A 19,695-nucleotide genomic window follows, 5' to 3' on the forward strand; every position below is an offset into this window, starting at 1 on the left:
TATACCATTTAGCTTTCATTTATGCAAGCGTTTTCTCTCTTTGAAAATTAAAAAAGAGAGAACCATAAGATTCTCTCAATCTATTAATTATAAATAGAATAGTAACGCTTAATCCCTGCCACAATTGCATTAGCTAAAGTCTCCTGATAAGCAGAGGTATTCAAACGGGCTGCTTCTTGAGGATTTGACAAGAAACCTAGTTCAAGAAGGACTGCCGGAGCTGTTGTCTCACGCAAGACTGCAAAGGTTTGACGTTTCACACCTTGGTTCTGAGCGCCAGTCGCATTAATCAGGCTAGACTGGATAGCATTGGCCAAAGTGTCACTCATGCTCAATCGAGTTGGATTAGCATGGTAGGTTGCATTAATACGTGATGGGTATTCTGCATAAGGTTGGTAATAATAAGTCTCGATTCCTTGTGCTGCAGAACTTCCTGAAGCATTGATGTGAATACTTACGAAGATATCAGATTCAGAGGCATTAGCCGCACGTGAACGGTCCGCCAAGTCAACATAGGTATCACTTGTGCGTGTGGTCACAACTTGATAACCTTCTGCTTCTAATTTAGCTTTCACACGACTTTGGATAGCCAAGGTCAAGCTCTTTTCAGAAATACCAAAGTAAGAAGCACCTGGATCATAGCCACCATGCCCAGCATCCAGATAGACAATCTTATTTAAAACATCGTAGTTTCCTCTTGATGCCGAACCGATTTTCTTAGGGGCTACCACATCAGCTGAAGTTGCCCCAAAGCCGATATTCTTACCTGAAACATCAACAATATAGCCATGAACGATGTACTTGCCTGAATTCCACTTGTGTTGGCTTGCTGAAATAGTCACTTTATAAGAACCATCATCCTGTTTTGTAGCATTATGCCAAACAAGATCATCCTGGCCATTTTGCTCAGACCAAACAGGGATAACCACACCTGAAATACCGCTTGGATTCGTCAGGTTGGTGATGAGAACATCAAAAGTACCACGATTTTTATCATTATTGGCAATAGTTAAAGTTCCTTGAGTCTTAGTGATATCAAGTGTTGCTTGTTTGCCACCTAGGCCAATGTATTTACCATCATTGTCAACCAGATAGACATGAGAATTATACAGACCACTATCACCCTTATGGTTGCTTGAACGAACGGTTACCTTATAGTCTCCATTAGCTTGCATAGTTGCCTTGTACCAAATGATATCATCTTGACCGTTCTTTTCAGACCAGGTTGGAACTAAGACTTCTTTAAAACCTCGTGGTGCAATCAAATTTGAAATGACAACATCATAACTACCAGTAGCATTGTTGAGACCAGTGATAGCAAGGTCGGCTTTAGGTTCTGACAAAGTAACATTTGTTTGTGTGCCTCCCACACCGATTTGTGAACCATCGTTTTGGATATAGTAAAGATGAACATTATAAATACCTGTAGAGTATTTATGGTTAGCCACTTGGACAGTAACTTTGTAACTACCATTTGTTTGACGTACTGCTTCATACCAACGAATATCATCTTGCCCGTCAACCTCAGACCAGATAGGCACTTGAACCGTACGCACACCCTTAGGACTATAGACATCACTGATGACTACATCAAAAGTTCCTGAATCTTTATTATTTGTAATAGAAATAACACCTGTAGGTTTAGATGGATCATTTCGTTCTACAAAAGCTTTTTGAACAAAGCGTTTTTGACCTCTAGCATCAATGTAAAACACTTGCGCTTCATATCTACCATTAGCATTCTCGTGATCACTAGCTTTCACCGTTACAGTGTAAGAGCCATCTGCTTGTCTGGTCGGTGTATACCATTTGATATCACTCATTCCATTCGCATGTGACCAAAATGGAATTTTAACTTCTTTGTAGCCTTCTAAACCTTTGAGATTTTTGGCAATTATTGTAAATGTTCCATTGTTCTCATTTTTAGATATACTCAAGTTGGCAGATACTGGAACCGTCGGTTGGCCATGAGAATAGTCAGAAAAAGCTTTTTGAACAAAACGTTTTTGACCTTTAGCATCAATGTAAAATACTTGCGCTTCATATCTACCATTAGCATTCTCGTGATCACTAGCTTTCACCGTTACAGTGTAAGAGCCATCTGCTTGTCTGGTCGGTGTATACCATTTGATATCACTCATTCCATTCGCATGTGACCAAAATGGAATTTTAACTTCTTTGTAGCCTTCTAAACCTTTGAGATTTTTGGCAATTATTGTAAATGTTCCATTGTTCTCATTTTTAGATATACTCAAGTTGGCAGATACTGGAACCGTCGGTTGGCCATGAGAATAGTCAGAAAAAGCTTTTTGAACAAAACGTTTTTGACCTCTAGCATCAATGTAAAACACTTGCGCTTCATATCTGCCATTAGCATTCTCATGATCACTAGCTTTCACCGTTACAGTGTAAGAGCCATCTGCTTGTCTGGTCGGTGTATACCATTTGATATCACTCATTCCATTCGCATGTGACCAAAATGGAATTTTAACTTCTTTATAGCCTTCTAAACCTTTGAGATTTTTGGCAATTATTGTAAATGTTCCATTGTTCTCATTTTTAGATATACTCAAGTTGGCAGATACTGGAACCGTCGGTTGGCCATGAGAATAGTCAGAAAAAGCTTTTTGAACAAAACGTTTTTGACCTCTAGCATCAATGTAAAATACTTGCGCTTCATATCTACCATTAGCATTCTCATGATCACTAGCTTTCACCGTTACAGTGTAAGAGCCATCTGCTTGTCTGGTCGGTGTATACCATTTGATATCACTCATTCCATTCGCATGTGACCAAAATGGAATTTTAACTTCTTTATAGCCTTCTAAACCTTTGAGATTTTTGGCAATTATTGTAAATGTTCCATTGTTCTCATTTTTAGATATACTCAAGTTGGCAAATACTGATATTTCCGGCTTCTTACCAATAAAAACTTGAGTTGTTGTTCCACCAACACCAGTTAATTGGCCATCTTTTTGAACATAATAAAGGTGAACATTATAAAGGCCTGTTGAGTTTTTATGAGCTGAAGCTTTAACGTTTACTGTGTAAGTTCCATTATTTTGACGGTTAGCCGTATACCAGATAATGTCATCTTGGCCATTAATTTCTGACCAAATTGGAACAGAGACTGTTTGAACACCATTTGGTGCTTTGACATTAGAGATGACAACATCAAAGCTACCAAGAGTTGGATTGTTATTAACAATAGAAATAGTCCCACTCAAATCGCCTTGAGTTGGATCTGCTTCGACACTGGCATTAGCAGTAAATCGTCCTGTGTAGTCCACGCTTTGGTCAAAGACATGTTTACCTGGCAAGAGATTAGCTGTAGCTGAAAATTGCCATGCACCAGTTTTGGCATTATAGCGCATGTTTTTAGCGCTCGTTGCTGTAAGACTTGACGATGGGTACTGGGCAACCCAGAAATTCTCAATACCAAATTGAGAGGTTGAGACAGGTCCACGGTAGCCTAGATTGTTCTCATCCAACCAGCTGGCACTTGTGTAGAACATCAAGTTGTTGTATCCATGCTTACGCATTTCGTTAACCCAAGCTTGGGTGTTACGGTTGATATTTGGAAGCATATTAGAATCTTCGAAGTCATTAACCATAACAGTACTCTTTGGAAGGTTCAGTTTTTGTGCAGCTTGGATATAGAAACGAGCCTCTGCACGTGCTTCTTCCTCAGTTGTGTATCGAGAAAAATGATAGGTTGATACTTGAAGACCAGCAATTTGAGCATTGCGAACTTGTGATGGTGCTTTAGGGTTGTTGTACCAAGTGTCCTCAGTCAACTTGACAACGACACCACCCACACCTTGACGTGCAAGAGCACGATAGTCATCTACACTGATATCACCATTATGGCTGCTGACATCGATAAAAGTCTTTGGTTGGACCTTAAGCGTTGGCGAAGGAACATCCGTTGAATTCGTCAATTTAGCAGGTGTTGCTACAGCGCTGTTTGACGTTTCAGAATTTGTCGCACTTGTAGAAGCTGTTGCACTTTCTGAACTTACAACTGAAGACGTTACTGAAGTTGATGCCGTTGCAGCCTCGGAACTCTGTGAAGCAGGAGACGTAGATACCGCTGGAGCACTAGCTTTTGCCACTTCACTCGTAGCTGCGGGTGCTGAAACAGTTGATTTAGGAGTTACAGGTAAGGCTGCTTCTCCACCAAAAATTTCAGCCGCTATCACAGATTGATACTGATTTCCCTCAGTAACAGAAGGCGTTTGGGTCGCCACTTCATCAGCTTGAGCAACCTGAGTTGTGACAGCCAAAAGAACAGCCGCACTGGCATAGTAGATAAAATCTTTCGTTCGCATTTAACTTTCCTTTTGCATTTTTAATATGTCAACCATTTTACCATAGAAAAACTCTAATGGAAAGCTTATTGTTAAAAATTTCTAAATAAAATAAAAATATTATAAAACCTTAAGTACTTATGAACTTACTATTCGTACAACATGAAAACCTTTTAACTATATATTTGAATTACTCTTTGCAAAGCAGGGAAAGAATTATGCTATATCACTAAAGATGAAAATGTGTGACAAAAGAAAAATTCGCGAACTTCTGTCCGAGAATTTTATCAGCTTTATTTACGTTTTGGTGGGTTATGGATAGCTTCTCCAAGTACGTCAGCAAAGGCTTCATACATGTTTTCAGAGAAGGTTGGGTGACCGTGGATAGATTGCAAGAGTTCATCTACAGTCAATTCATTTTCCATAATTGTTGACGCTTCGTTAATCAATTCAGCTGCGGCTGGACCGATAATGTGAACACCAAGGATTTCATGGTACTTCGCATCAGCAACGACTTTAACAAAACCTTGAGCTTCATTTGAAGCAATGGCACGTCCGTTACCAGCAAAGCTTGATTTACCAATGAGAACATCACCGTATTTAGCGCGTGCATCTTCTTCAGTAAGACCACACATTGCTACTTCTGGGTGAGTGTAGACAGCTGCTGGTGTGTAGTCAAGGTGAGCCTTACGGACATTGCCACGCATAGCATTTTCAGCTGCAACTTCACCCATACGGTAAGCAGCGTGAGCAAGCATCTTAGTTCCGTTAACATCACCCGGTGCGTAGATTCCTGGGATTGATGTTTCTTGATAAGCATTAACTTTGATACGACCACGGTCAAGTTCAAGGTTAAGATTTTCAAGACCATCCAATTGTGGGACACGACCGATTGAAAGAAGGGCACGATCCGCTACAATCTCTTCACCATTATTAAGTTTAAGGGTCAATTGGTTGTTAGCTTCTACAATCTCAGAAACCCCAACAGATGTCATGATCTTCATACCCTTTTTAGCAAGGATTTTTTGAAGTTCAAGTGATACTTCTTTATCCATAGCAGGAATAATGCGGTCAGCCATCTCAACAACAGTCACTTCTACACCGTATGAGGCATAAACAAGACCAAGCTCGATACCAACGACACCACCACCCATAACTGCAAGTGATTTAGGCAATTCACGCAAGTCAAGGATATCATCTGATGTCATCACAAGTTGTGACTCAATTCCAGGGATATTGATACGAGACACTTTTGATCCAGTCGCAAGGATAATATTACGTCCCTTGATTGTTTCTGAACCAATAGTAACTGTCTTATCTGGATTAACTTGACCAAGACCATTGAAAATAGTAACTTTGTTAGCCTTCAAAAGACCTTGCACACCACCAGTAAGTGTCTTAACGACAGAGTTCTTAAAGTCAACTGTCTTATCCATATCGATAGTGTAGTTTGTTGACGCTAGGTTGATACCACGACCTGCAGCAATCTTAAGTCCATCAAGGATTTCTGCATTTTTAAGGTAGGTCTTAGTTGGGATACATCCTTTATTCAAACATGTTCCACCAAATTCAGATTTTTCAACGATAGCAACCTTACCACCAAGTTGCGCACCACGAATGGCAGAATAGTAACCAGCAGGACCACCACCGACAACGATAATATCGTACTCATTGTCAACAAGCGGTGCTTTTTCTGCAGTAGCTGCTGGAGCAGCTTGGGCAGGAGCTTTAGGAACTTCAAGACCAGCTGATTCCAACTGAACAGTTGCTTCTGCAACAGGTGCGCTAGCAGCGTTATCAGCCACAACTTCACCTTCTGCTCCAATATAACCAATAACCTCAGTAACTGGTACAGTTTCACCAGCCTGACGCGTAATCTTCAAAAGAACACCAGAATCTTCTGCTTCAAGTTCCATGTTCGTCTTATCTGACATGATTTCAAGGAGAATATCTCCCTCATTAACCACATCACCCTCTTGTTTTTTCCACTCGATGATTTCGCCTTCCTGCATGTCCACACCAAGCTTAGGCATAATAATCTCAAAAGCCATTTATAAGATACCAAGAGCGACCAGAAAGCGACTGAAAATTAGTCGTCTGACACGTCAGCCTGCTGACGTAGACAGACGGTCTATTTTCCAAGCTTTACGCTCGGGTTCAGTTATTCCCTCTGGTTCGCCCTCTCCTTTCTATTAAAACTTCAGTTTTTAGATATTTTTTTCTTAAATCAACAATTCCATAGGATTTTCAATCAAATGTTTCAAATCAACCATGAATTTGGCACCATTCATACCATCTACAATACGGTGGTCAATTGTCAAGCATAGACCCATGATTGGACGTACGACAACTTCCCCATCAACAACAACTGGAGTTTGAATCGTTGCTGAAACACCAAGGATAGCTGAGTTTGGTTGGTTGATGATTGGGTTAAATGACTTAGTTCCAAACATTCCCAAGTTAGTAATAGAGAAGGTTGAACCTGACATTTCTGCAGCCTTCAATTTACCAGCCTGAGCTTTCTTGATGACATCCTTAGAGGCCACAACAAACTCAGACAAACTCATCTTATCTGCACCATGAACGACCGGCACAATCAAGCCATCATCGAGACCAACGGCAATACCGAGATTAACAAATTTGTGTAATTCGATATTTTGGGCATCGTCAATCAAGGATGCATTGAGGTAACGGTGTTCCTCTTTCATAAGGGTACGCACAACTGCCAAACCAATAAAATCCGTGAAGGTTACCTTCATACCAGTCTTACTCATGATTGGGTCTAGGACTTGCTTACGAAGAGCCATAAGGTTAGTCATGTCCACGTCATAGTTGAGGGTAAAGGTTGGCGCAGTCAAGTATGAATGTGTCATTCCCTTAGAAATAGCCTTACGCATAGCAGACATTGGGATAACTTCCACGCCTTCTGGCAAGACTTTTTCAGGTTTAGCTTCAACCACAGGGGCAGCAGCCGCTTCCTTAACTTGCGCTGGAGCACTGATTGCAAGGATATCTTCCTTAGTAATCTTACCACCAAAGCCTGTTCCAGATACGCTAGCTAAGTCAATACCAAGGTCCGCTGCAATCTTACGTGCCAATGGTGTCGCCTTAGGTTGAGCACCCTTAAAGTTCTCAACGTCATCAGCATGAACACGACCTTTTGCTCCAGTTCCTGGAACTTGAGCGAGGTCAATACCCAACTCACGCGCCACCTTACGAGCCTTAGGTGTTGCACGTACTTTGCCACCTTCGTGAACGACAGGTGCTTGCGTTTGCGCTGCTACTACAGGCTCGGCTACAGCGGCAACTTTTTCAACTTTTGGCGCAGGTTCAGCAGCTGGTGCGCTAGCTACGTTATCAGCCACCACTTCACCTTCTGCTCCAATATAACCAATAACCTCAGTAACTGGTACAGTTTCACCAGCCTGACGCGTAATCTTCAAAAGAACACCAGAATCTTCTGCTTCAAGTTCCATGTTCGTCTTATCTGACATGATTTCAAGAAGGATATCTCCCTCATTAACCACATCACCCTCTTGTTTCTTCCACTCGATGATTTCGCCTTCCTGCATATCAACACCAAGCTTAGGCATAATAATCTCAAAAGCCATTTATAAGATACCAAGAGCGACCAGAAAGCGACTGAAAATTAGGCGTCTGACACGTCAGCCTGCTGACGTAGACAGACGGTCTATTTTCCGAGCTTTCCACTCGGGTTCAGTTATGCCCTCTGGTTCGCCCTCTCCTTTCTACTTTAAATTATAATTTCCGATACTCCCACAGTTAAAACAAGAAACACATTTTACTAGCGAGAAATATCACTTAACCATCGCTAGAAAGTTAGTTTCCTTTATTGGCCATCTTGATAATAGCAGCCTTAATCTTTTCAACATCTGGAAGAACCGCTTGTTCCAAGACACGCGCATAAGGTACAGGCACATCTTCACTTGCCAAACGTACAATTGGGTGGTCAAGGTAATCAAAAGCTTCACTTTCTGTAACCATAGCAGCAATCTCACCAATGAATCCACCAGTCTTATAAGCATCATTGACCAACATAAGTTTACCAGTCTTCTTAACTGACTCAAAAATCAATTCCTTATCAAGTGGGATAAGCGTACGTGGGTCAACAACCTCAACATTGATACCTTGTTCAGCTACTTCTTCAGCAGCCTTAAGAACACGTTCCAACATACGACCATATGTGACAATAGTAAGGTCAGTTCCTTCACGCTTGATTTCACCTTTTCCAAGTGGAATGTAGAAATCAGGGTCTTGTGTCACTTCCTCTTTCTTACCGTAAAGTGCTTTTGGTTCCATGAAGATAACAATGTTATTGTCTTGAATAGCAGATTTCAAAAGACCTTTAGCGTCGTTAGCATTACCTGGAGCAACCACTTTAATCCCTGGAATGTGAGTCAACCATGACTCAAGAGATTGTGAGTGCTGTGCCGCAGAACCAATCCCTGAACCAGAAGCTACACGGAAGGTTACAGGAGTCTTCAAACCACCACCAAACATGTAGTTGTTTTTTGCACCATTATTAACGATAGCGTCAAGGGCAATCGTGATGAAGTCCATGAAAGTCAAGTCAACGATTGGACGAAGACCTGTAATGGCAGACCCAACAGCTGCACCAGCGATAGCTGCTTCTGAAATTGGTGTATCTTTAACACGTTTCTCACCAAACTCTGCCAACATACCAACTGATGTACCGAAGTCACCACCATAGATACCGACATCTTCACCCATAAGGAAGATATTTTCGTCTTTACGCATTTCCTCGCTCATAGCAAGGTTTACTGCCTCACGCAAGGCCATCAATTTTGTTTCACTCATACTTGTATTCCTCAACCTTTCTCTTTAGTCTACCCATACATCTTCAAAGGCAACTGAAAGTTCTGGATCTGGGCTATTTTGGGCGAACTCATAAGCTGCATCAACCTCTGCCTTAACTTGGCTTTGGATAGCATCTAACTCTTCAGCGCTTGCGATATTTTCAGCAACGAGATAGTCACGGTATTTAATAATAGGGTCGTTATTGTTCTTCCACTCGTCAACTTCTTCCTTAGTACGGTAAACACCCGCATCGGCAGTTGAGTGACCGAACCAACGGTAAGATTCTACCTCAACGATAGCAGGACCATTGCCACCACGGACATGCTCAACAGCCTTGCCCATTGTTTCATATACAGCCAAAACATCGTTACCATCTTCACAGTAGAAACCAGGAATGCCATAAGCTTCCGCACGTGTATAAAGGTGAGGTGTATTTGTAGCCTTATGGATATCCATTGAGATACCATAACGGTTATTGATGATAAAGAAGATAACAGGTAATTTCCAAGTAGCTGCCATATTGACTGACTCATGGAATGAACCTTCGTTGGTTGCGCCATCTCCAGAGAATGCCACAACAATGTTTCCTGTTTTTTTGTATTGCTGAGTGAGGGCTGCACCTACGGCAAGAGCGTAACCACCACCAACGATACCATTAGTACCATAGTTACCTTTTTTAAAGTCTGCCAAGTGCATAGAACCACCACGGCCCTTAGAAACACCGGTTGCTTTACCAGCAAGTTCTGCCATCATTTTATTCAAATCCATGTCTTGGGCGATAGATTGTCCGTGACCACGGTGATTTGAAAAGAAGATATCGTCATAGCTCAAGTGTTGAACAGCACCAACGTTGGCTGCTTCCTCACCAACTGAAAAGTGAGTCATCCCTTGAACAAAACCACGACGAACCAATTTATTAATACGTGAATCAAATTCACGAATACGTTCCATTTTAGTGAACATCTCAAGATGTGTCTCTTTAGAAAGTTTTACCATATCGATCTCCTCTATCGAAATTTTTCTATACATCTAGGATAGGTTAAAAAAACTTAATGAGCAAGAAATATGCTTGAAAGATGAAAAGCCTTACAACCTTATCACTTATAGGCAATCCGTATGCTTTTTTTAAGCGCATTATGATATAATTGTATAGATTTTACCCGAATAGGAGAATATTGGACATTGAGTGACGTCATCGTTCACGGGCTTACGGCATGTATAGCTTTTATTTTACAAATTGTTATCTTCAAAGTGACCACACAGAGACCCCTTAGATACTGGATTCTTATTTTAGCAGGTTTAGCAATTTTTGCCTCTAGTTATTTTGGTATTTCCTTTCCAAAATCCGGTTTTATTGGACTTGTACTTCTTCTAGCTAACAAATCTTACAAAAATCTGAGACATACCATTTTGGAGACTTTCTTTATACCTTTCACCTTTGCCTTAATGGTGAGACTGGTCATTTTCCTGATTATTCCAATCTTTTTCCCTTCTGTCCTAGATTATTATTATGCTGGTCCATTTATACTTTTTCTTGCGTTTTTACTATGGTTTGCCCAAAGTGCCCTTCTTCAAGTGGACTACTCTCGAATGATGCAAATTGATAAAGCGAGACCTTGGTACAAATCAACCTCTGTCGCCCTTTGTGGCCTAGCCTTTATCTACTTTGCTTCTGAACTTCTTTCAACAAACATTCACTTTACTATTGCCTTTCTTATTATTACAGCTCTGATTCTATCTGGACAGGTTAATCTCTATAGAAAGGACCTCAGTGCACAAACACAAGAAGCTCAAGAGGAACATTCTCAGCTTCTTCAAAAATCAAGCCAGAACATCAATACTTGGTACCAGAAAAAGACTAGCCAAGAGCTCTTTATCAAGGACGAAGCTGAAAATCTCTACGATATCATCCGTTTCAAACAAAACGAGGAAGCTCAGGAGTTAATTGACTACTTGCTGACTCCGAATCCATTAGATAAGAAGATTGATCATTTTTATCGAGATAAACTTGAAAATATTAAACTTCCTGATTTGCGAGTCATCTTTGAAGCTAAATTCCTAAAGGCAAAAGAATTGGATGTTTGGGTTAGTATGGAGGTCCCAGAACCCATTACCGTTTATCCTATTTATCCTTTAGATTGGGTATATAGCCTTTCAACGATCTTGGATCATGTCATTGTCCAAGCACAAGATAGTGAACAGAAATACCTTAGCTATGCTTATTTTAAAGATGAGGATAGTCAACACTTTGTCGTTGAAAGTTCAAGCACTAAAGAAGATTCTGCCATTACATCTGATTTCTCTGATCCCGAACTAAAACGCGTCAACAGCATCCTATCCACATATTCAAACGTTAACATTGTTTCAAATACACGTGCTGGTATTTACCGCTTACAAATCGAGATTGACATGACAAAAGGAGGTTACAATGATTACTAATATTATCAATCCTCTCTTACAGGCTGTTAGTTTCATTTCTATTTGGTACCTCTACCAGACTATGTCTAAGGTTAAGCCACTGCGAGGACACCTCTTACTTCTATTTTTGTCCTATGTAGCTGCAGCATCCTATTTTAGTCTCGTAAAAATCGTTATAGATCCTCTTTTCTTCCTTGTTGCTGATTTGGCCCTTGTCAAAGAGCGTTCTTTCTATCATCGATTGCTTTACGCTTTTTATCCAACTATCCTTTTTGATATGGCTACACGACTACTTTCAATTGTCATTCTCCCTCACGTCTTACATATCAAAGGTGATATTACCCTCGACACTAACTTACATATCTTGACCTACATCTTAGCTCCATTAATCATTTACCTAATGCTTAAAATCTTCGCTGTAGACCTAAGTCAGATGAGTAGTCTTGACGAGGCTTGGGCTAGACGTAACTGGTTGCGAAGCACTGCCTTCCTTGCTGTCTATTATGTCTTCTTTACTGTTATCCATGGTCTTAACAGCATTCTTCCAACAGCCAATGACCCTAAAAATTTATTTGAAATAATTTTCAAGGTCAATGCTAATAGTTCTGTTATCTTTGTTCTATATATTGCTCTACTACTATGGGATTTTTACAATTGGAACCAGGCTATCCACCAACAATCTATTGATAGGCTGAACAAAGAACGTCATAAATTGTTGGGAACTATGACTAACTACAGCAAATCCTTTATCCAAATTATCACGCAAAAGCAAAAATCCTTCGACCTATTCAAAAAAAATCTCAAGGACGTTTCTCTTGCCTTGGAAAATGAAGATACCGCCAAAGCTACTAGCCTACTTGAAATTTATAAAACGGACAATGCTAGCATTGGTAATCCAGAGACTCAAGAACACTTGGATAAGCTTAGCAATCCAATAATAGCAAGTTTTCTTTCAAATCGTATTTTGGAAATGAGAGCGTCGCATGTCGATATCTCCATTAATATCAGTCCTCAGTTTGGTGAGATTCCTTTACCTGACTTAGATTTATATCAACTGCTCCAAGCTTCGGATAAAGCGATATTTAAACTACTTCGTCCTGATATCAAGGTCAACAGTAGTTACCTCCAACTAGATCACTCGCAACTCCTTGTCGTTGAATTACCAGTTTTGGCTGATAAGGTTAGCAAAGATAAAGAACTGAATGAGTTGGTTAAGACTTTGCCAAATGTTGACTATCGTATCGGTTTACATGCAGGTTATCTGACTCAAATAATTGAAATCTTTGAACCTGGATATTAAGATGATATTGAAAAAGAGCCGGTGGCTCTTTTTTTGTTGCTTTTTATCTCTTCACTCTCAAACTTCCTAGCATTTTTGAACGAAGATAATTCTTCGACATACAAAAAGACACCCAAAATCATATAGACTGAGTGTCTCTACAAATAGTAAACTCCGACTAGTGTAGCTTAGAAGGCACCGCCTCCGCCTCCTCCGCCACCACCAGAGAAGCCACCGCCTCCAAAGCCGCCACTACCACTGTTCGAATTGATAGAGAAGCTACTTACGCTATCTGAGGCAGAAACGTAAGATTCTAGATAATTGACATTATTCATCATGATAAACGGTGCTGCTGAATAAGTAAACTCATCTAGAGATGGATTGCTGAGGTGGATGTTGTAACGTTTTAACACATCACTAACTTTTTTCGCCTGTCCATAGAGTGTCGCATAAACCAAGATACGATTCCAAAGGATAACAGATTCTAGTTCGGATTCTTTAAAACTAGGAATACTCTTAATCATATTTTTAAAGCTATGCCACTGGTAATAGGTTGAAATTTGAGTTGCATCAAGACATCTCTGACGACGTCTTTTCACTAAGTACCAGAATAAAATGGTAACTCCTGCTATAGGTAGAAGACCAAGAATATAGTAAAAACCTAGTCCTGATCCAAAGGCAGCAAATAAGAACAAGGTTGAAAGAATACAAAGCACCATTGAAAGTACCAAAGCTGCTACTCCCAATATGTTAAATGTCTTTTCTTTCGGACTAAAATCTCTATAAATTTTAGGAAGTCCAAGCGCAAATTCCTCTTTTTCTACGCCTTTTGCTACTTGATAGCCGTCATTAGTGAATTGATATTTGACACGTTTTCCTTGGGAACGTATTGCTTCACGCTCATAGCTTGTTCTAGCACTCTTAAATTGTTTTTCTAAGCCATCTTTATCAAGATAATAGCGCGAGAACATTTCCGTATCTCTAATTTCCATGCGACCATCAAACAACATATCCAAGAAAGACACTTCAAATGAAGAGAGCACCTCCTTTTCAATACGTGTCAGAATATTACTATCACCTTCTTGTCTATAGGTGAGATGACCTCTATCAATCAAATCAAGGATGGTAGCTTGTACCATATATTTAAACTTCAGAGGACCCGTTTCTTCTTTTAGACCTGTTTTGTCGAACGACTGATTATAAACATTCTTGGCTAGGACCAAAGGTGCTAAATTTTGAGGGGCTTCATAAAGACGGGCATCTCGAGGGAAAGAAGGCATCCTAGTGCTATAAAGAACAATGAGGTAACAGAAAATACCAATAAGAACAAAGCTTAAGATCACAAGTGGTAAGATGACATAAAAAATGCGTCGAAAGTTTTCTTTAGATTTCTTGATATCTGCTTCTTTTTTTAGAAAGTCTGCCTTATTCGTCTTATTTAATAAGTAAGCCTGATTATTTTCTCGTAAAGCACTGGTCATCGGCCAGTAGGCGTGTAATTCCAATTTACCTGATGCTGGTAAATTGTCTACATGAACCTGATAACCTGTAGAAGTACGCTTAACCTGTGGGTCTTTTCCAAAATAGCCAGCGTGAGCGTAAAGCTCTCCTTGACTTGCATCCAGACCATCAACTGTGAAGTCAACTTGTCCAAATCCTTTATCCCAATCAGAAATAGGAAACCAATTTAAAACTGCAATATCTGAATATAGATTCAATAGGTGTTGGATCTGCCAAGTAACTTTGAGGACAACCCTATCACCATCTGAACCTGAATTATAAACTTTGAGTTTAACACCTTCATAGGAGTCTGTTTTTTCAACTGTAATATCTGTTTTTTCTTTCCCATTTACAGTTGCTGAAACCTTGGGATCATCCATAATAGAATAACCACCAATTTTCCCCAAGGTTACATACTGACCTTTATAATCACTATCAAAATCATAAGTCACTTCCTGAGTAAATGTCGCATTACCATCATCATGAATTGAAAGATGACCAACATAGGAAGGGAGACTATACTCTACCTCATCAGCTTTGACGTGATGCAAAGACAATGGCAGAAAACAGACTAACAAAACAGTTAAAGTAACATATTTAACAAGACCTTTCAGTATCTTTTTCATCATTTTGCTCCTTCAAAGATTAAAAAAGCAGGTGCAACACCAAGTGTCTCGATGTGCCCTGCTCTGATCCCTTATTTAGGCTTGATAAACAATCTCACCGTCACAGATAGTGTATTTAACACTGCCAGTAAGCTCTTCGCCTACAAATGGTGAATTAGCCGCCTTAGACTTAAAGTCTGCTGTGACCTGACGTTTTTCCTTGTCCGCAAAGATTACAAGGTCAGCTGGTCCATTTTCAGCCAAATAACCGGCATCGAAGCCATAAAGATCAGATGGGTTGCTAGTCATTACTTTCAAGAGTTCCGTCAAACTTAAGTGACCTGCTTCAACCAAGTAGGTCAATCCAAGAGATAGAGATGTTTCAAGACCAGTCATTCCTGATGGTGCTTTAGTCACATCATCGACATTCTTTTCATCGGCATGGTGTGGCGCGTGGTCTGTGGCAATAACTGAGATAACTCCAGATTTCAACCCTTCGATAACGGCCTGACGGTCAGATTCCAAACGAAGTGGTGGGTTCATCTTGGCATTAGCACCTTTTGAGAGCAAGAGGTCTTCAGTCTTAGAGAAATGCTGCGGTGCCACTTCGGCAGTAACTTGCGCTCCAAGTTTTTGGGCAAATTCAACCACTTTTACAGATTCAGCTTTTGACAAGTGTTGAATATGAACATGTGCTTGTGTATCATAAGCAATCATGACATCACGCGCAATCATACTGTACTCAGCTACACCAGTTGCCCCACAAATATGGAATTCTTTTTTAGCAATATTTTCATTGAAACCGAGAATACCATTTAGATCAGGATCCTCCTCGTGAAGGCTGATAAAGGTATTATTTTCTTTAGCAAGTTCCATGGCTTTTTTGACAATACCAGCATTGGTCAATGGAATACCATCATCTGAGAATCCGACAGCACCGGCTTCAAGCAAGCCCTTGAAATCAGTGATGTTTTCACCATCAAAGTTCTTTGTAATAGTCGCAACAGACTTAACATGGATATTTTCCTTAGCTGCTGAAGTCAAGACCTCCTCCAAGGTTTCCTTGTCTGAAATCGTTGGATTAGTGTTAGCCATCATGACAACTGTTGTAAAACCACCTGCAGCCGCTGCCAAAGATCCAGTATGAATGTCTTCCTTATGAGTTTGACCTGGCTCACGGAAATGAACATGGATATCCACCAAACCAGGAGCAACCACAAGACCAGTCGCATCGATGACTTGAGCATCTACAGCTTCGATATTTTCAGCAATCTTAACGACTTTTTTACCATCAACAAGAACATCAGCTTGCGTATCCAAACCAGACTTAGGGTCTACAACACGACCATTTTTAATCAGTAACATAATCTTCCAACTTTCTATTTTACTTCAACCAATCAATTGGGGATTGGCCTTGAGATACAAGGTAAGCATTGGCTTTTGAAAAAGGCCTGCTGCCAAAAAAACCACGATAGGCCGACAAGGGACTCGGATGGGCACTCTCAATAATGGCATGCTTTGGATTGGTAACCAGAGCTTTCTTCTTACGAGCATAGCCACCCCAAAGTATAAAGACAACAGGAGTATCCTTTTGATTGAGAACCTTAATCACAGCATCTGTAAAAGGTTCCCAAACCTGACCGGCGTGCCCATTTGCTTGACCAGCTGGAACTGTCAGACAGGCATTAAGCAAAAGCACCCCTTGCTCAGCCCATGAAGTTAAATCATGAAAGGGTCTAGGACCCAAATCTTCCTCTAACTCCTTAAGAATATTTTTTAAAGACGGAGGAGCAGGAAGGCTATCAGGTACTGAGAAGGATAGTCCTTGTGCTTGATGAGGCCCATGATAAGGGTCCTGACCAAGAATTACCACCCGCACTTCTTCAAATGGAGTCTCCAACAAGGCATTAAAAACCTTTTCACGTGGCGGATAAACCGTTCCCTGACTATAAACCTGATCCATAAACTGATTTATCTTTGAAAAATAATGATCTGGCAGTTCCTCTTTCAGAAGCTTGTGCCATGTCGAATGTTCCATAAAAACCTCTTTTTAGACTGTTTTACACCCTAAATTATACCATAATTTGTAGGGAATATTCGGAAAATACTGAAAAAACACCCTGATTACTAGGCATTTTCTATAAAGTTTTAAAAAGCCCTATTGTAAAATGAAGTGCAACACAAAAGACATGTTCATCTGATATACTAGAGTTGCGAAAAACAGTATAAAGGAAGATGAACATGTCCACTAATTATTCTACCACAAATCAATCATACAAGCACTTATCTGAAGCTGAGCGAGGGGAAATTGAAGCTTATTTAAGCGTAGGACTCAAACCTGCTGAGATTGCTCGTAGACTAGGGAGAAATCGCTCTACTATTACTCGTGAAATTAATCGTGGTTCCATAACACAAGTGAAAAAAGTAAATGGGCAAAAGGTCTATTACCAACACTATTATGCAGATGCTGCTCATAACCGTTATCGTCATGCTAGAGAAGCCAGCTATTATTTGAAACTGGATTCCGTATCGGATGACTTTCTGAGAGCATTTACAGAAGCAATGAGAGAGAAACCAAGGGTGCATAGCGTGGATACCTTTGTTCATACCTATAGACTCCAACATGTAGATGCAGTTGTTCCTTCAACCAAGACGCTCTATAACTATATCCATCAAGGATTGTTAGAGATTAAGGTCATTGATTTGCCAAGAGCAGTGCGGATCCGTAAGAAATTTACCAAGCGCCCCTCTACCAAGAAACATCTAGGAAAGTCAATTGAAGAAAGGCCAGAAGAAATCAATAATCGTTCCCGTTTTGGAGATTGGGAAATCGATTCTGTTCTGGGTGGAAAGACAATAGGAGAACCTTCTATTCTAACCTTGGTAGAACGACAAACACGCTATGCTGTCACAAAGAAACTCGTGGAAAAGAAAGCAGAGTATGTCAATCAAGCAGTCTTAGAGTGTATGAAACTTTATCCCATTAAGTCCATAACTGCAGATAATGGAAACGAATTTTCATCATTGAGTAAGATAGAGGGATTAGATGTTTATTTTGCACATGCCTATTCATCTTATGAACGAGGTACAAATGAGAATTTCAATGGACTACTAAGAGAGTTCATTCCGAAGGGGTGTTCGTTAAAAGAACTAAATCAGAATCTTTTAGAGGACTATACAAAGGCTATCAATGAAAGACCTAGACGAATTCATGGCTATCAGTCCGCAAAAAAGCTGTTTGAGCTAACTCAAACAGCTTGAAAGATACTCACTTAATCAGAGGAACATCTTTGTTGCACTTGACTTGACAATTAGGGAAAGTTTTAAAAATGAATGAATCCACAAGTTTAAAGGGCTTACAACCTTTAATTCGTTATATTTTTATGCTATAATTTAATCTTGTATTTTAAGAGAAAAGGTAATCCTATGACTACGTATGAAAATTTAAGAGCAGCCAGACGAGGTCCTATTGTCAGCATCGCTGCCTACCTTCTTCTTACCATTGCAAAACTTCTAGCTGGACACTTTTTAAACTCTAGCTCTTTGATTGCCGATGGTTTCAATAACTTGTCAGATATTTTAGGGAACGTGGCCCTACTCATTGGATTGCACCTAGCTAGTCAACCAGCTGATGCAGATCATAGGTTTGGGCATTGGAAGATTGAAGACTTATCAAGCCTAGTCACTTCCTTTATCATGTTCGTGGTAGGTTTCCAGGTCCTCATTCAAACAGTCCGAAAGATTTTTCTAAGAGAGGAAACTGTGGTTGATCCACTTGGTGCCACTGTTGGTATCCTATCTGCTATCGTCATGTGTGGCGTTTACTTTTACAATAAAAGACTTGCTAAAAAGCTAAAATCTAGTGCTTTGATTGCTGCTGCCAAGGACAATCTCTCCGATGCTGTAACTTCTATTGGTACCTCAATCGCTATCGTTGCAGCATCCTTCAACCTGACGATTATCGACTATATTACTGCCATTATCATTACCTTCTTCATCCTAAAGACAGCCTATGATATCTTCATGGAAGCAACCTTTAGTTTGTCAGACGGTTTCGATGAGAGAAACCTCAAGGCCTATGAAAAAGCCATTCTTGAGATTCCAAAAGTCACTAAAGTTAAGAAACAACGTGGCCGTTCTTATGGCAGCAACGTCTATCTTGATATTGTGGTTGAGATGAATCCTGACCTCTCTGTATACGAGAGTCATGCCATTACCGAACAAATTGAGGAGGTCCTCAGCAAGCGTTTCTCTGTCTATGACACTGATGTCCACGTAGAGCCCGCTGCCATTCCCGAAGATGAAATTTATGGCAATGTCCTTCACAAACTCTCTCGCAATGAAAAGATTATTCTGTCAAAAATTCCTGACTATGAAAATCTCTTGGCACCTGACTTCTACTTAATCGATGAAAATGGTCATCATCACACTCGTGAAGAAGTCATTGCTAATCAACAACCACTTCTCAATAACTTTGACAGCTTCAAGATGACATCTGTTAGTCAAAAAACGAAACTAATTAGTTATGAGTTGGGAGGAAATTTCCACACTAGTATCTGGCGTCGAAATGAAACCTGGTTCATGATTTACCACCAAGTGACAAGGATAAAAGATGAAAACTAACGAGCAAGTAAGCTCGTTTTTTTCTGTTTCCAACTATATTTGGGTAACACTCAATCAATTCTAAAAATTACATTAAAATACCGAATGTTAGGAAAACTCTAACTTTTATATGTTATAATGA

Annotated in this window: 12 protein-coding genes; 4 read left to right on the top strand and 8 right to left on the bottom strand. The window is 40.1% G+C overall.

What is annotated here, in order from left to right; translation table 11 throughout:
* Positions 1–83: 83 nt before the first annotated feature.
* The 5 genes from NSQ79_RS05165 to NSQ79_RS05185 all read right to left on the bottom strand — a co-directional run bounded on the left by NSQ79_RS05165 (position 84) and on the right by NSQ79_RS05185 (position 10,145).
* The gene (locus tag NSQ79_RS05165) at positions 84–4,331 is read right to left on the bottom strand and encodes a GBS Bsp-like repeat-containing protein (RefSeq protein ID WP_339313305.1); all 4,248 of its coding nucleotides are present in this window, start codon (positions 4,329–4,331) and stop codon (positions 84–86) included.
* A 272-nt stretch (positions 4,332–4,603) separates the two neighbouring features.
* The gene (lpdA, locus tag NSQ79_RS05170) at positions 4,604–6,361 is read right to left on the bottom strand and encodes a dihydrolipoyl dehydrogenase (protein ID WP_049529174.1); all 1,758 of its coding nucleotides are present in this window, start codon (positions 6,359–6,361) and stop codon (positions 4,604–4,606) included.
* Positions 6,362–6,532: 171 nt separating this feature from the next.
* Entirely contained in the window at positions 6,533–7,921 is a 1,389-nt protein-coding gene (locus NSQ79_RS05175; RefSeq protein WP_049529118.1) for a dihydrolipoamide acetyltransferase, read from the bottom strand.
* Between the two features lie 229 nt (positions 7,922–8,150).
* Positions 8,151–9,149, bottom strand: a complete 999-nt coding sequence (locus NSQ79_RS05180; RefSeq protein WP_013990622.1) for an alpha-ketoacid dehydrogenase subunit beta — start codon at positions 9,147–9,149, stop codon at positions 8,151–8,153.
* Between the two features lie 24 nt (positions 9,150–9,173).
* On the bottom strand, positions 9,174–10,145 hold the full coding sequence (locus tag NSQ79_RS05185; RefSeq protein ID WP_004182555.1) for a thiamine pyrophosphate-dependent dehydrogenase E1 component subunit alpha: 972 nt from the start codon (positions 10,143–10,145) through the stop codon (positions 9,174–9,176).
* Positions 10,146–10,331: 186 nt separating this feature from the next.
* Here NSQ79_RS05185 and NSQ79_RS05190 point away from each other — a divergent pair, with 186 nt between their 5' ends.
* Both NSQ79_RS05190 and NSQ79_RS05195 read left to right on the top strand, forming a co-directional pair.
* On the top strand, positions 10,332–11,588 hold the full coding sequence (locus NSQ79_RS05190) for a hypothetical protein (RefSeq protein ID WP_070849982.1): 1,257 nt from the start codon (positions 10,332–10,334) through the stop codon (positions 11,586–11,588).
* Positions 11,578–12,867 (top strand): hypothetical protein, encoded by a 1,290-nt coding sequence (locus NSQ79_RS05195; protein WP_045769105.1) that lies wholly within the window; start codon positions 11,578–11,580, stop codon positions 12,865–12,867. Before NSQ79_RS05190 ends, NSQ79_RS05195 begins: the two co-directional genes overlap by 11 nt.
* 167 nt (positions 12,868–13,034) lie before the next feature.
* On the opposite strand, the gene NSQ79_RS05200 is transcribed toward NSQ79_RS05195, so the two are convergent.
* From NSQ79_RS05200 to NSQ79_RS05210, 3 genes are all read right to left on the bottom strand, one after another.
* Positions 13,035–14,972 carry a DUF2207 domain-containing protein gene (locus tag NSQ79_RS05200; protein ID WP_004182558.1) on the bottom strand — a complete coding sequence of 646 codons (1,938 nt, stop codon included), beginning with the start codon at positions 14,970–14,972 and terminating at the stop codon, positions 13,035–13,037.
* Between the two features lie 75 nt (positions 14,973–15,047).
* A complete protein-coding gene (locus NSQ79_RS05205; RefSeq protein WP_164332315.1) occupies positions 15,048–16,316 on the bottom strand; it encodes a dihydroorotase in 1,269 nt (422 codons plus the stop codon).
* 19 nt (positions 16,317–16,335) lie between these two features.
* Entirely contained in the window at positions 16,336–16,989 is a 654-nt protein-coding gene (locus tag NSQ79_RS05210) for a uracil-DNA glycosylase (protein WP_004182560.1), read from the bottom strand.
* 203 nt (positions 16,990–17,192) lie between these two features.
* Between NSQ79_RS05210 and NSQ79_RS05215 the strand changes: the two genes are divergently transcribed.
* Positions 17,193–18,212: an IS30-like element IS1139 family transposase gene (locus NSQ79_RS05215; RefSeq protein ID WP_171021848.1), complete on the top strand. Its 1,020-nt coding sequence runs from the start codon at positions 17,193–17,195 to the stop codon at positions 18,210–18,212.
* Between the two features lie 165 nt (positions 18,213–18,377).
* Complete coding sequence (locus tag NSQ79_RS05220; RefSeq protein ID WP_070578518.1) at positions 18,378–19,574, top strand: cation diffusion facilitator family transporter; 1,197 nt, start codon at positions 18,378–18,380, stop codon at positions 19,572–19,574.
* The last annotated feature ends 121 nt before the right edge of the window (positions 19,575–19,695 follow it).

Origin of the sequence: Streptococcus sp. FSL W7-1342 (assembly GCF_037966635.1) — a bacterium.
Lineage (GTDB): Bacteria > Bacillota > Bacilli > Lactobacillales > Streptococcaceae > Streptococcus > Streptococcus salivarius_D.